Annotated in this window: 15 protein-coding genes; 1 reads left to right on the top strand and 14 read right to left on the bottom strand. The window is 39.1% G+C overall.

Going from position 1 to position 14,661, the window contains the following annotated elements:
* Nucleotides 1-16 precede the first annotated feature (16 nt).
* The 13 genes from D8854_RS01695 to efeO all read right to left on the bottom strand — a co-directional run bounded on the left by D8854_RS01695 (nt 17) and on the right by efeO (nt 11,701).
* Nucleotides 17-1,492, bottom strand: a complete 1,476-nt coding sequence (locus D8854_RS01695; protein WP_000382509.1) for a PTS galactitol transporter subunit IIC — start codon at nt 1,490-1,492, stop codon at nt 17-19.
* A 44-nt stretch (nt 1,493-1,536) separates the two neighbouring features.
* Nucleotides 1,537-1,842 carry a PTS sugar transporter subunit IIB gene (locus D8854_RS01700; protein ID WP_000590551.1) on the bottom strand — a complete coding sequence of 102 codons (306 nt, stop codon included), beginning with the start codon at nt 1,840-1,842 and terminating at the stop codon, nt 1,537-1,539.
* A 38-nt stretch (nt 1,843-1,880) separates the two neighbouring features.
* On the bottom strand, nt 1,881-2,357 hold the full coding sequence (locus D8854_RS01705) for a PTS sugar transporter subunit IIA (RefSeq protein ID WP_093585493.1): 477 nt from the start codon (nt 2,355-2,357) through the stop codon (nt 1,881-1,883).
* 217 nt (nt 2,358-2,574) lie between these two features.
* Nucleotides 2,575-3,264, bottom strand: coding sequence for a sugar phosphate nucleotidyltransferase (locus D8854_RS01710; protein ID WP_093585495.1), 690 nt, complete (start codon nt 3,262-3,264; stop codon nt 2,575-2,577).
* A gap of 11 nt (nt 3,265-3,275) precedes the next feature.
* Nucleotides 3,276-4,154 carry a DMT family transporter gene (locus D8854_RS01715; RefSeq protein WP_000791845.1) on the bottom strand — a complete coding sequence of 293 codons (879 nt, stop codon included), beginning with the start codon at nt 4,152-4,154 and terminating at the stop codon, nt 3,276-3,278.
* 1 nt (nt 4,155) lies between these two features.
* The gene (locus tag D8854_RS01720) at nt 4,156-5,013 is read right to left on the bottom strand and encodes a phosphotransferase family protein (RefSeq protein ID WP_125449185.1); all 858 of its coding nucleotides are present in this window, start codon (nt 5,011-5,013) and stop codon (nt 4,156-4,158) included.
* Nucleotides 5,014-5,028: 15 nt separating this feature from the next.
* On the bottom strand, nt 5,029-6,051 hold the full coding sequence (locus tag D8854_RS01725; protein WP_125449187.1) for a ribitol-5-phosphate dehydrogenase: 1,023 nt from the start codon (nt 6,049-6,051) through the stop codon (nt 5,029-5,031).
* Between the two features lie 4 nt (nt 6,052-6,055).
* Nucleotides 6,056-6,763: a 2-C-methyl-D-erythritol 4-phosphate cytidylyltransferase gene (locus tag D8854_RS01730; RefSeq protein ID WP_125449189.1), complete on the bottom strand. Its 708-nt coding sequence runs from the start codon at nt 6,761-6,763 to the stop codon at nt 6,056-6,058.
* Between the two features lie 296 nt (nt 6,764-7,059).
* A complete protein-coding gene (locus tag D8854_RS01735; RefSeq protein WP_000512108.1) occupies nt 7,060-7,230 on the bottom strand; it encodes a twin-arginine translocase TatA/TatE family subunit in 171 nt (56 codons plus the stop codon).
* A complete protein-coding gene (gene tatC / locus D8854_RS01740) occupies nt 7,214-7,945 on the bottom strand; it encodes a twin-arginine translocase subunit TatC (RefSeq protein WP_125449191.1) in 732 nt (243 codons plus the stop codon). Before tatC ends, D8854_RS01735 begins: the two co-directional genes overlap by 17 nt.
* Nucleotides 7,946-9,634 (bottom strand): FTR1 family iron permease, encoded by a 1,689-nt coding sequence (locus tag D8854_RS01745; RefSeq protein ID WP_125449193.1) that lies wholly within the window; start codon nt 9,632-9,634, stop codon nt 7,946-7,948.
* A complete protein-coding gene (gene efeB / locus D8854_RS01750; RefSeq protein ID WP_125449195.1) occupies nt 9,609-10,823 on the bottom strand; it encodes an iron uptake transporter deferrochelatase/peroxidase subunit in 1,215 nt (404 codons plus the stop codon). The genes D8854_RS01745 and efeB overlap by 26 nt, the downstream gene beginning before the upstream one ends.
* Before the next feature lie 5 nt (nt 10,824-10,828).
* On the bottom strand, nt 10,829-11,701 hold the full coding sequence (efeO, locus tag D8854_RS01755; protein WP_125449197.1) for an iron uptake system protein EfeO: 873 nt from the start codon (nt 11,699-11,701) through the stop codon (nt 10,829-10,831).
* A gap of 234 nt (nt 11,702-11,935) precedes the next feature.
* On the opposite strand from efeO, the gene D8854_RS01760 reads away from it, so the two are divergent.
* On the top strand, nt 11,936-12,631 hold the full coding sequence (locus tag D8854_RS01760) for a VIT1/CCC1 transporter family protein (protein ID WP_125449199.1): 696 nt from the start codon (nt 11,936-11,938) through the stop codon (nt 12,629-12,631).
* Nucleotides 12,632-12,671: 40 nt separating this feature from the next.
* Here D8854_RS01760 and D8854_RS01765 read toward each other — a convergent pair whose 3' ends face one another.
* Nucleotides 12,672-14,660, bottom strand: a complete 1,989-nt coding sequence (locus D8854_RS01765; RefSeq protein WP_125449201.1) for an FtsX-like permease family protein — start codon at nt 14,658-14,660, stop codon at nt 12,672-12,674.
* Between the last annotated feature and the right edge of the window lies 1 nt (nt 14,661).

A 14,661-nucleotide genomic window follows, 5' to 3' on the forward strand; every position in this document is an offset into this window, starting at 1 on the left:
ATTTTATAGGAGCGAATTATTTAGCATTTGCTGCGTATTCTTCGTTACGTTTGATCATTTGTTTTCTATACCAAGCAAAGATACCCACATAGAATACAAGGAAGGCAGCTGCACCAAGGATTGCTTTGATGTCACCTGTTGTAGCATTACCAATTGCCCAACCAAATAGTTTTTCGATTGGTCCTTCAAGAGTTGAGTGAGTGATCAATTGAGTTTGGCTCACACCTTCTGGGAAGGCACCTACACCTTTAGCAAGTTCAGTTGCAAATGGAGCGATAAGAGTACCTGAAAGAAGGAAGAGTGGCAACAAGAGTGTTCCGAAGATGATCATACGGAGCAATTTACCACGAGTAACAACCAAGAGAGCTGGAGTTACACCCATAGCGATGATACCTGCAAGTGGCAAGATACCGTTTCCGACGTTTGAAAGAAGCACAGCTTCTACTAGCATGATTGGAGCAAGTACGTTGGCACAAGCCCAGATTTCAGCACGACCAGCGATGAAAGGCCAGTCAAGACCGATGTTGAATTTACGTCCTTGAAGACGTTTAGTAGCAACGTTTGTGATACCTTGTGAAAGTGGTTCTACGGCTGCGATGAACCAAGATCCGATAAGTGAGAAGAGCTCCAAGCAGACACCGGCAGTCAAACCAAGGCTCAACCAACCTTTAATAACAAGTTCCCATTTATCGGCTCCTTCTACACCAGCAACTGGGTGTGGAGTTCCCATCAAACCAATAACGATACCAAGAATGAAACCGATGAAGAATTTAGATCCCCAGAAACCGATTTTTTTGTTCAATTTTGCAGCGTCAAAGTCATATTTATCAAGACCTGGCAATACTTTATCGAAGATCTTATCCAAGACCATGATAACTGGGTTCATCATGTAGTTCATGTGTGTTGAAGTCATTGGTGATGAACTTGGTGCGTTAAGAAGGTCATCGAATGTTGGTTTCATCAAGTCAGAGTTGATGATTTTCAAAACACCTACAAGGACAACTGCTGCAGTTGCGATGAAAAGTGAAACCCCTTGGCTAACTCCATTGTTGTCTGCGTACCATTTGATCAAAAGACCTGTGATAGACAAGTGCCAGATATCGAAGATATCAACGTCAAGGGTATCCGTTTTCTTCATTGCAAGCATCACAACGTTGACAATCAACATTACAAGCAAGAAGTAAAGTGTCCAAGCAGATCCCCAAGTGATGGTTGCAAGTGGTGCCCAACCAACGTCAGTGATGTTCAATTGAATACCAGTATTTTCAACGAATTTCGCAAGAGATGCTGAGAAAGCTCCGTTGAGCATACCGATGATAGCACCGATACCAGTAAGAGCGATGGCAAGTTTGATACCACCTTCAAGCGCTTTGGAGAATTTCACTCCAAAAAGTAGAGCCAATACTGTCAAGATGATCAGCATGATGATAGGACCACCCATTTCCAAGACTGGCTTGAAAATCTTATTGGCTAGTTCGATAATGACATCCATAATAGTTCCTCCCTTTATTTTTATGGAATCTTACAAAATAATAATTAACTTAGTCCGTGTTCTTTGATAGCTGCCTCAATATTGTCAAATACTGGAGCGCTCATTGCTGGAATACGGAACAAGATTGGCCCAGCTTCAATTACTGGAATTCCTGGTTCAAAACCAAGGTCAGTTGCAGCGATTGGTGTAAAGATATCATATCCTTTGATAAGGTCTTCATTTACATCTTTTACCATAACTGCATCGCAGTGAACATCATAACCACGGTTTGAAAGTTCTTCTTCTAGAGCACTTTTAATTTGGTGACTTGAGTTAACACCTGCACCGCAGGCAGCGAGAATTTTAATCATTTGGATTTCCTCCGATTTTATTTTTTATAATGTACGATTTAAGCTGTTGCTTCAGAGATATAGGCATACAAGGCTTCTGGTTCAGAAATATTTGATAAATCTTCTAGATGACCATTCCCTGTGAAAAAGTCCATCAACTGAGCCAGAATATTTGTTTGAGTCGAACTTGAATTGTTAATGATAAAGAAGAGTAAAGATACTTCCACTTCCTTATCAGGAGCAATCATATTGTGAAAAGTTACTGGTTTTTCTAATCGAACAACCACCACTTTCTCAGCCAGATTATGAACAATATCTGTATGAGGAATCGCTACATTTGGCAAGTCCTTTCCCAGAAATTCCATATCTAAGCCAGTTGGAAATGACTTTTCACGTGTGATCAAGGCTTCACGATAAGTTGGAGTCACGATTTTTCGTTCTTCCAATAGGGTTGCTACCTGATCAAAGAGTTGTTCTTGATTATCCGCTTCTAAGCAAAACACCAGGTTTTTGTCAAAGAAATGACCTAATCCCATAACATTTTCCCTTCTTTCAATTAACTTTTACGTTATAAGTATAACACTATATGAAATCGTTGTCAATACTTTTTGTTTTATTTTGTTTCTTTTTTGTTGATTGTGTTTTGTTAATTAATTATAATCATTATCAAACAATCTTTTTAAATTCTATTTTCGTGCATTTCAAACAAAAAAAGACCAAAATGGGTCTTTTTGTTACTAATTCTAATGTTATTTAGTTAATGGAAGATAAAATTTCTTCTAGCTTTTGATAGTCCTTAACACTATCGATTTCATAGATGCTGTTGCCTTCTAATTCTTCGACATACACATCTAATTCTTTGATATTATCCTTAACCATATTGTCCCAATAGAGATCAACAAATTCGCCGCTTGCATAGGCTTTGTCAATAAAGCCAACAATCTTTTCTGCAGTTGGAGCATCCCAGAATGATACGCCGCTCAGAATACGACCAGCCTTGCTATCAACGATGATGTCTTGAACTTTATAGTCATCACCATAAACCAAGAACCATTCATTCTCACAGTCTTCACGATAAACACTGAAATAGGTCGAACGTTTAAGATTATTTCTAAACATATTTTTTAAAAGATAATTATCCGCATCAATAACATAGCTGTTAGCTAAATCTTCTTTTACAAGGTAAAGTGAGTAAAAGTTGTTGTAATCAGCATACTTGTCGTTGAAGACTAAACGAACACCATATTTTTCTTTTAGGTAGTCAAATTGTTCTTTGAGGTAGCCAACAACGATAATAATCTCATCAATTCCTCTCTCTTTCAAAAACTCGATTTGGTATTCTACCAAGGGTTTTTGGTTGACCTTAACCAAGGCTTTGGGGGTATTTTCAGTCATAGGACGCAGACGAGTTCCCAACCCCGCTGCCAAGATAATTGCTTTCACGCGATTCTCCTTTATTCTTTAATAATAATATAAACACCAGCCATGACAACAAGCGATGTAATAATGGTCACCATATCGAGTGGTGTTCCTAAAAGCATTGCTGAGAACAATACTGTCCAAACGACATAGCTTACGTTCAAACCAGTTGCTTTTGCTGGCTGCAGACGATTGATAGCAATATAGTAAGCTAAGTAAGAAATCATATTACATGCTGCAAAGACTAACATCAAACCCAGCAATTGTCCATCTGCTACTTCTGCAAATGAATGATGAGAAAAGAGGACAATGACAAGATATGACAAGAATGAGGTTACTTGGCGGATTAATAGTGCTTCAATTTCACTTAAATCACTTTCCATAGCATAGGAGCTGAGAACACTTTCACTTCCCCAAGCGATGGCACAAACTAATGCACAAAGAATTCCGATATAAAAAGAATTAACCTGCTCAACTTTGTAAGTCTGGGCAATAATACCAGCGATAATCAACAAAATACCAAACACAGTATTCTTAGATACCTTGTGTTTCAAAATGAAAAATGCTAGTAAAACAGAAACTGCTGGGTAGATAGCTGATACTGAAGATGCAAGAGAACTACCGATATACTTAACCGCATAAAGATTGGCCTGCATTCCTATTGGTCCAGCTAGCAAGGCTCCGATAATAACACTGACATTTCGAATATTTAGAAAAATCGAGAGTCGAACTTTTCCTTCTTTTACCAAAAGAAAAGCTAACAAGATAAAGATACTCAAGAAATCATGAGCAGCCGCCACCACAAAGGGAGAAAGATTTGTAAAAATCGAAAAGATATAAGAACTAATTGTCAGACCTAGCCCCCAGAAGATACCAGAGAGCAGACCAAAAGAAACACCATTTTTATTCTTCATCCTAACCTCCATAATAGGTCAAACCGTCAACAGCTCTTTTGTAACGACTCACACCATAATCTCCAAAGTCAGCGCCTTGAGCTTCTTTATACACTGTCCACAAACTCCAGATGGTATCTTGTAAGATTTTATAGATTTGAATCTTCTCGCGAGATACTGGAGTTTTGTCACTCTCATAGTAGGTTAGAAAATCTTCTTCTTCCTGATTTGTAAATTCAGACTCCAAAAAGAGAGCTGCCAAATCCCACATCGGGTCATTCATAGAAGAGTATTCCCAGTCGATCAAATACATGCGTCCTTGGGGTGACTCGATAAAGTTTTCTGGAACCAAATCAATATGACAAGACTTTTTGTCAATACCTAAGTCAGCCAATCTTTTCTCTAGTGAAAATACTTCTTTTCTCACGGCTTCATAGTTGGCGTAAGGGATATTCCCCTCAATCAAGGATTCGTATTTTTTGATTTCTTCAAACGGAGCAAATTCCCCTCTTAGTTCTTTACCAGATCTATGAATGGTTTGTAGAATCGGGGCAATCTTTTCAAATTTGGTCTTGATTGAAGTGGAATCAAGCGTTGTGGCAGAATCAATGTACTCATTTACCTTGATTCCTGACTCAATATCAAAAAGATAATTCTTGACATCAAGATTCAAATCTTTCAACAATTCAAGATTGTATTTTTCATCTTGACGATTGATGAGCTTTTCAGTCCCTTTTCCGAAAAATTTAACGATATAGGGTTTGGAGGTTGTTTTAACCAAGTAGTTTTGGTTGGTCATGCCACCCAGTTGTTCAACACTGAGGACTTCCTCTTCTTCAGATAGCAAAGAAGAAATTTTTTCTCTGATGAGTTTCTCCACAATAGCCTCCATCTCCTACACTTCCCACTTAAATACTGTTTTAAAAGCAGTATTTAGGTCGGTGGCAAAGACACGGTGAATGTCCTTGATTTCTCTCACAGGTTCTTCAATATAAAGAATATTTTTCAAACGATTCGCAAACTTTTTGACTTCCATCATCTGAATTGCATTTTCAAAATCAATTCGTCCTGAACGAGATGAACCAACCAATAATAAACCTTTTTCCAAAGCATCTCGTGTATTGATATTGACCTTGTATTCGCTCACTCCCATCATGAGGATCGTTCCTTGTGGGCGAATATAACGGATCAAGTCATTGATAGCTGGACCCGTACCATCACCACCACAACATTCAAATCCATGATCAAAGGTCAAATCCTCTGGAATATTATCCGTGATGTAGCACTCTTTTGCAAAAGAGAAGAGCTCCAGTTTTTCCCAATGACGGCCAATCACGATAATCTCTGCTTCTGGCAAGGCGTAATTGATAATATTGGCAACCACAAAGGCCAAGCTACCGTCTCCGATAACTGCAATGCGCTCTCGCTTGCTGTGGGCAAGATTCAAGAATCGATCCATGGCATGCATACCGACACTCACAAACTCGGTAATGGCAGCAACTGTATCTTCAATGTCATTATAAGAAACAACTCGGTCTTTTGGAAGAGAGACAAATTCTCGCATAAAGCCATCATAACCACTAGATAGGAAGTAGGTTCCTGTCATGTAGTTTTCGTAGAACTCCTTGTCACTCTGCATAGGCGGTTGATTTGGAATCATGACGACCTTTTGGCCGACTTCGTAAGTCCCAGTTGGATCAGAAATAACAGTTCCACAAGACTCGTGAATCATAGCCATAGGAAGCTTTTTAGCCAATATCTTTGGATCACGTTTTCCTTGATAGTAACGTTGGTCTGCATGACAAACCGCCATATAATTTGGACGGATAAGGATATGATTCTCCTGATCAATGTCCTCTTCTTGGTATTTTACATTGATAAACTTTGGTTTGGTCAGTTGATAAATTTGATTAATCATAGCCTTAGTCTTTCTCAATCATACTTTTCGCGATTTTCAAGTCTGTCACAGTTGTGATTTTAAGGTTTGAATATTCCCCTTTTGCTAAGGCAACATCCTTCCCTTTGATGACAAAAATCTTACATGCATCGGTCAGGATTTCCTTTTCTTGATCAGATAGAGAACCATACAAATCCATGAAATCCTTGCAGCGGAAGGTCTGAGGTGTTTGACCTTGATAGAGGTGTGCACGATTTGGAATATCAGTGATAAACTGACCATTAGTACTTTCAACAATGGTATCAACCGCTTCTACTACTGTGTCAACCGCATCATGATTTTGAGCCAGTTTGATATTGTCCTGGATCATGCGAAGTGTGATAAATGGACGAACAGAGTCGTGGGTAATCACGATATCTTCTTGAGTGATTGGACGATAGGCATCAATGGCTTCAATAATCTTCTCGATACTGGTATTGCGATCAGCCCCACCCTTGGTAATGATGATACGATCCTTGTAAAGAGAAAGATACTTGTCAACCAGGTCCTCAGCGTGTGAAACCCAATCTCCATGAACTCCAACTACAATTTTTTCAATGCTTGGCTCCAAGACAAATTTTTCAATTGTGTGGATCAAAATAGGACGATCACCCAACTCCAAGAATTGTTTTGGTAAATTACTGATTCCCATGCGTGTGCCAGTTCCTCCGGCTAGGATTCCTGCATAGATCATATATATTCTCCTTTAGTTTATTCTAAAAAACTCATTACTATCTATTATATCACAATCTGCCTCTATCATGAAGAAAAGACCGAAAACTATCTATTTGAGAAATAAAATTAGATTTCCCTCTATATTTTTTTACTCAACATTCGGTTAATATAGAGTTCTTTAGAATATAATACAAACCTTAAAGAAAACTTAAAATTATTTTTAAGAATATAAAAATAAGCTAGGAAACTGTTCAAATTTGTCTAGACAGCTACAGTTCCTAACTTTCTTGTTTTTATTTATAATGACGGAATAGTTTACTTTTCCTGATCTTGGTCACCAGCTCCTTTAACTGCCTTTTTAAACTCAGACAGCATTTTACCAATTGATTCACCCAGTTCTGGTAAACGTTTTGGTCCAAAGATTAAGAGTGCACCTAGAACGATGATAATCAATCCTGGAGCACCGATATCACGTAAGATTCCCATTCTTTTCTCCTTTCATTTTTTTCTTTATTATCCTCTTGCTAATTACAATACTAAGCTCATAGAGCGAGATTAAAGGAATTGTCATGGCTAGATCGCTAATAAAATCAGCTGGTGTCAAAATAACAGCTAATACCAATAAAATAAAGTAGGCATAACGTCTATAGGTAACCAAGAGCCCTGGTCCAATCAAGCCAATCGACGTTAAAAAAGCAATGATGACTGGCAATTCAAAGATGAAGGCCAAAGGGATAGTTGTTTGAAAAACAAAGTCTAAGTAGTTCTGCGCCGTTAATTGCGTTTCAAATAATCCTTCCCCAAGTCCTAAAAGACCTTGAAGTAAGGCAGGCGTTACAAAGTAGAATCCAAAAGCCAGTCCAAGCAAAAAGCAAATAAAACTAGCTGGAATATAGGCAAAGATTGCTCTTGCTTCTTCGATTTTTAACCCTGGTTTGATAAAACTCCAAATCTGATAAACTGTAAAAGGTAGCGTAATGGTAAAGGACATCAGACTCGCTAAGCGAAAATAAATCCACAAAATATCATTTGGACCTAATACAATCAACTTTTGATTAAAGGACTGAGTTAGATAGTAGTAAAGCTGATCTGCAAACAATAAAGCTCCACAGAAGACTATGGAAAAGCAGGCTATAACAGCAATGAATCTCTTTCTAAATTCTACCAGATGTTCAACGATTGTCAATTCTTTTGTATCCATCTACTTTTCACCCTGTCTCAATGTGACAATCAAAACAATTATCAAAAAGACTAGCTGACTTCCTAAACCTTCCCAACTTGGATAGATGCCCAAGAGGTCGATAGTAGGGAAACCTGGTAATAAGTGGTTCGGTGCCATATTGGTCAACTGGAGAGCATGTAGGCTAACACCTAGAATCTTGAAGGCAAGAGCATAAATCATCCACGTCAGTAGGAAGAAAACCTTATGAGGTAGGAAGAATTGACTAGCCTTGTTCATCAGAAATGCAATAATCAGCAAGACTAACAAAGCTAGAGAAATACCTAGGATAAACTCAAAACGAGATATTCTCGGTAAAATCCCTACGTAAAATAGAATGGTCTCTGCCCCTTCACGGAAAACAGCTAGAAAACTAAGAGCAAACATGGAAATGAATGAACCTGTCTTGGTCACAGTTTTCATTTGATTATCCATAAAATCATTCCATTTTTTGACCGAGGATTTACTGTGAAGCCAGATACCAATCAAAATCATCATAACGACTGCGAAAATACCAACAGCTCCTTCGATGATTTCTCGATTGGCCCCTGATGTTACTGCAGGAAAGGCAATTTGTAGTATAAATGCAATCACTAGACTTGCAGCTACTCCTGATAGTGCTCCACCATATACCCACTTGAGTCCTTTGCGCATCTTGGCTGCTTTTAGTGTTGTGACCAAGGCCATGACGATTAAGAGGGCCTCTACTCCTTCTCTTAGGAGAATGAGCATAGCATCAAAAGCATTGTAGCTTGCATTGGTATCAATTTGAGATAAATCCGAAATCAGTTTTTCTAATTTTTCTTGATATTCCTTCTCACTTCCCTTGACCATGATTACAGGACTTTCGCTTTCCACTCGGGTGTAGAGGGAAGGATTGGTCGTGCTAACAGAACCTTCAATCGTTGGCCAGATAGTGATGAATTCTTTCATACTAGCTGCTCCTGATGCTTGGTCACCAGCTTGGAATTGTTCCAAAGCCTTCTTCAAAAGGGCAATACCGTCTTTGAGACTTAAATCAGAAGATGCTTCTGCGACTTCTTTTCCAGTTACAAAATCATCAATAGCCTTTTTTAAGTCCTCAAAGGAAGTCTGGATGGAGTTAAAATCAATAGGCTCAGTTTCTATGCTACTACGCAAGAAGGAGATAGCTGTTTCAACACGTCCATAATGGGCCGTACTATTGTCACGAACCACACTTTCATTGATGGTCCAAGTGGAATTCATCTTTTTATAGGCTTCTCGAATTTGCTCTATGTCTTTGGAAGAAATTGCCTTATCCAAAGTCTCAAAACGTGGTTTTAGCCGACTAACAAGCTTTTCTTTTTCAGCAACAAGATCTACCGGATTTTGCTCTTTCTCAAATGCAAGAAGAGCTGATGAAATCTGTGTCAGATTTTCTTCACTAATCTCCCCTGACAGAGCAAGTTTCTCTTTGACAACCTTTCCAGCCTCTGAATCAGCATGTTCTACTGTTTCAAAATCCGTCGCCATTTCTCTAACTAGGGCCTTGGCTTCTGCCTGGTTTCCATTTTTTATAGCCTGAGAGGCATCCGTAATCTTTACAAAATAAGAACTCAGACTTTCCTTCGCACCGACAGGAGAACTAGCTAACAAGAGAAAAGACAAAGCCAAGAAACAAATGTTAGTCTTCCAATAATTTCTGACCAATATAGCCTCCTTTCTCTACTCCACCAAAGCAGGCAAAAAGACCGCTACCGATGTGGGTTACATACTCATTCATCTTGTCTGTAGCTCCGAGGTTGGTTTGAACCTTGACAAAATGATCTGGATCCTTTTGGAAAGAGATAAAGAGTAAACCTGTGTCAAATTGTCCAGTCTTATCATCAATTCCATCCGAGTATGAATAGGATCTTCGTAAGAGTGGCTTATCTACCTCTTTGGCTAATCGAACATGCGAATCATCTGGTAAAAGACTCAAATCAACTTCATCAAACTCATTCTTCTTACCAAAGGGGGCGCCACTTTCCTTGTAGCGACCAAAGGTATTTTCTTGCTCTTCAAGATTGGTTCGATCCCAGGTATCGAGAAACATCTGGATGCGACGAACGGCCATATAGGATCCATTTTGCATCCAGTCCTTGCTGTCGGCCCAGACAACACGATCAAAATCTTTCTCTTTGGTCACATTGGCTGTTCCATCCTTGAAACCAAAAAGGTTGCGTGGTGTCTCCATACGATCCCCAATAGCAGCAAATCCAGATTGGCTCCAACGGAGAATCACCGCATTTCTCCCTTTACGGATAAGGTTGCGAATAGCATGAAAAGCAACTTGCTCGTCATCTGCACAGGCTTGGATAACAATATCTCCCCCTGTATACTTTTCACGTAGTTGCTCTTTTGGGAAGGGAGGTAAATCCTTAAAAAGTTGAGGACGTTTTTGCTCTAATTTCATCTTTTTCAGGAAACTAGCAGACACACCAAAAGTCAGCGTTAAACGATGAGGATTTAGACCCACGGTTTCTCCAGTGTCACTAGGTGGCAAGAGGGCATTCTGACCATCTTTTTTTACCAATTCTCCTTCTACCAACTTGCTACTATAACCTGTCCAATCCTTAAAAAGCTGGATAATCTTATCTTTATCTGTCGTATGCAAATCTAGGACAACAAAATAGATATTCTTCTGCATAGGGGTCGTGATACCCGCTTGGTGTTTCCCATAAAAGTCAATCTTTTCATTACCGTACGAGATTTTTTCCTGCTTGTCTAGCTTAGGCGCTAAAAAAGCGGAGGCACCAGAGAGACCAAGTGCTAGACCAGCACCTCCAATACCCGCTTTTTTTAGAAATTCTCGACGGTCCATTTTTTTCTCAAAAAACTTTTCGTCTTTCTTAGTCATACCGCTTATTCTCCATCAAGAAATTTGCCCATTTGTGATAGAGGTTCACCAAGTTTTGTCACGGCTTCAGCCAATTCTTTGGTGTCTTCTTTTGTCAAATCTGTATAGAGTTTGTAGTGTTCCTTGTCTGTCATATGTTTGTCCAACAAGCTATTAACAGATTTGAAATCAGCTTCTAATTCTTTAACTAAATCAGCATCTGATTTTTCTAGTAAAGGTTTAAATAGTTGGAAAATTTTCTCAGCACCCTCGATATTAGCACGGAAATCGTACAAATCTGTATGAGAATAGATTTCCTCTTCACCTGTAATCTTGCTTGTCGCTACTTCATTAAGCAAGTCAACTGCTCCAGTCAACATAACCTTGTAGTCCACATCTACAGTCGCAATCTTAGCTTTCAATTCCTTAATATCATTGACCAATTGATCACCGTATTTTTCAGTCCCTTTTGTGGTATTATCTTCCCAAAGGATACGCTCGATACGGTGGAAACCAGACCAGCCTTCCTCAGTCTTATTTTCATCTACGTAGTCTGCTAAACGGAAGTCAATCTTGACATCTGACTCACCAAAACTTTCTGCAATCGGTTCTGAACGCTCATAAGACATACGAACAAGTGGATAAGCTTTCTTGGCTTCCTCCAATTTTCCGTCTTTTAAAAGCTGGACAAAGCCTTCTGTATCCGTTAAGAGTTTATCAATTTGTCCTTGAACAAAAGTCTTATAATCTGCGGTTGCCTTATCAAGTAATTTTTGTTTGTCATCTGATAAAGCTGTCACCTTAGAGGAATCACTTGTCTCGGTTGATTTTTCAAAACGGACTGCACATGCTGTCAATAGCAAAGCAGAAGATAAAAGGACAACACCTAGTTTTTTCATTAGTTACTCCTATTGGTTCAGGAAGCCTGAATTTATTTTACGTTCCATTATAACATGTATTCACTCATTTTTCAATAAATTGTCAGAAAATTTAATATTTGAGAATTTGAAGTAGCATTTTTCGGCAAAATTAGAAAGCGCTTAAAAATTAGAATCGTAGAACTTTTTTCAGATAGTTTAAAAAGTTTGTATTCCCCTACTCTTTTCTCTATACTGGAGAGAAAGGAGATGACTATGACAGAAATAAAACATGAAATTGATGCAAACTTTGCAGGCCGACTCAATATCCTACGCGCAGGTGTTCTGGGTGCCAATGATGGGATTATTTCCATCGCTGGAGTCGTTATTGGTGTTGCCAGTGCGACGAGCAATATCTGGATTATCTTTTTATCAGGATTGGCCGCTATTCTCGCTGGTGCTTTTTCTATGGCAGGTGGCGAATATGTCTCTGTATCCACTCAAAAAGACACGGAAGAAGCCGCTGTTGCCAGAGAACAGTTGCTCTTGGATAAGGACATCGAATCTGCAAAACAATCCCTCTATGCTGCTTACCTGCAAAATGGTGAGTGTGAAACGTCCGCCCAACTTTTGACCAACAAGGCCTTTTTAAAAAATCCACTCAAAGCCCTTGTCGAGGAAAAATACGGTATCGAGTACGAAGAATTTACCAATCCTTGGCATGCTGCTATCTCTAGCTTTATCGCCTTTATATTAGGAAGTCTTCCTCCTATGCTTTCGATTACCGTCTTTCCAAGTGACTATCGGATCCCTGCTACTGTCTTTATCGTAGCCCTTTCTCTTCTCATCACAGGCTATACCAGTGCTAAACTAGGCAAGTCTCCTACGAAAACTGCTATGATCCGTAACCTCTGTATCGGACTTCTCACCATGGGTGTAACCTTCCTCTTGGGACAACTCTTTAGTATCTAAGATAAAAGAAATACCTCGACAAATATCGAGGTATCTTTTTTTACATTTGCACAATCTTGCGATAGCTTCTAGAGGTAATCATAAAGATTAAAACGTAGACAATGAGGAAGATAGCACAGATGGACAGAGTGACTGTCAACATCATGGTCGCATCGAGCACCCCAATGACTTTTAGGATGAGGCTAAGCATGTGATAGGCAAAGGCAAGGTGTAGGAAGGCAAAAAGCAAAGGGAGGAAGAAAACAGTTAGGACCTGTTTGTTGATAGTTTGCTTGATTTGCTTTTGATCAAGACCGACTTTTTGCAAAATGATAAAGCGTTCACGGTCTTCATAGCCTTCAGAGATTTGTTTGTAGTAGATGACAAGAACTGTTCCCACCATAAAGATGATAGAGAGGAAGATACCGATGAAGAAGACTCCACCAAAGAGAGCACTCATCTGCGCACTGCTATCAGCTAGATTGCTTCCGTAAACATAGCTTCCTTCTTTGCTTAATTCTCTATTAAAATCACCAAGGAATTTTGAATAGTCGTTGGCAAGTTTGAGTTGCTCTTCCTCACTAGCTGTTACATTCATACCACCGTAGTATTGATTAAAGATGGAAGAATTAGGATGCTGGTCAAGAAAGACTTGTAGGTCAGGAACAACCAGATAGTTATAGTCCGAAGTTAGAATATTGTACTGATTTGGGACATGTTCAAGAATAAAATCTTTTTTGATTTCTTCTTTGATCGTGTAGGTCTGGTTATTTAGAGTCAGTTCTTTCTGTCCTTGAAGTTCTTTGTTTTTAGTAAACAATCCAACTTCCTTTCCTGAAAGTGCGAGTTTTTGCCCCGTCATATTCTCGTAGTCTTTTTGGTCAAAGACCATAAAAACAGTTTTCGGTTGAACACGGTTTTGACCTTTGTCAAAGATTGTTAATTTCGTACCTTCTTGATTTGCCACACCAAAGCTACTGTATGTAAGAACTTCTTTCTTTGTAACAGTCAATCCCTTATCACTAGCATACTGGTCTAGGAGTTTATTTATGTCTTCTTTTTCAATATTCTGTCCTGTAATTCCAAAATCATGTGGATTCATGACTTTCTTGAAAGTTTCAGAGCCTTTAAAGATACTCGTTGCAGCAGACATAGTCACTAAGACCATGGTTGAAAGAATAGCAATCGTCGCCAGACCAACTGCATTTTTCTTCATACGGAAAATAAGATTGGATACGGAAATCATGTTGTTAGGTTGGTAATAATAACGCTTGTTTTTCTTCAAGATTTGTAGGAAAACTGTGATCCCTGCATTGAAGAGAAGATAAGTTCCCAAAATTACCAACAAGACTGCTACGAAGAAAATCAGAACAGCAGAAAGTGGATTTTCAACTGTTACTGCTAGGTAGTAACCCGCTCCCAAACTAATCAGACCTAGAATGGTTTGAAGACCTAAGAAACGTCCTTTTTTCTCACCACTGGCCTTCTCACGAGAGAGCTGAAGGGCATTCATGCGTGCGATACGAAAGGCATTGATAAAAATTAGACCTAGGAAGATAGCTCCAAAGACGATGAGAACTAGGATAAAGACAATTGGTTGGAAAGTCGAAACGAGATCCACTTTCATTTTCATCAGCTTTAGAAGTAAGGCAAAGATTAGCTTATCAAAGAGAGCTCCTAGACCGAGACCAGCTGTCAAGGTTAAGGAACCAAAAATAAGAAGCTCCTTAAGAACCATACTGATTAAATGGCGCTTTTCAAGACCAAGCATGCCATATACACCCAGCTCCTTTGAGCGGTTCTTCATGACAAAACTATTGGCATAAAGGACAATAATTCCAGAAGCGATGGTAACAACCACCATACCGAGAGCCAGGGTCATAGAGATAGTTTCTCCCCCACGGATCTTGCCAATATTAGGATTAAGTGACAGTGAGTAAAAGAGATAGGTGATGGTCACAGCTAAGAGAACAGCAAGAGCAAAGGGATAGTAGAGTTTGCGGTTTTTGATCAAGTTGGATACCGCTAACTTATTGGTTAATCGGAACATA

It is taken from the genome of Streptococcus mitis (assembly GCF_003943905.1).
Classification (GTDB): Bacteria; Bacillota; Bacilli; order Lactobacillales; family Streptococcaceae; genus Streptococcus; species Streptococcus mitis_BC.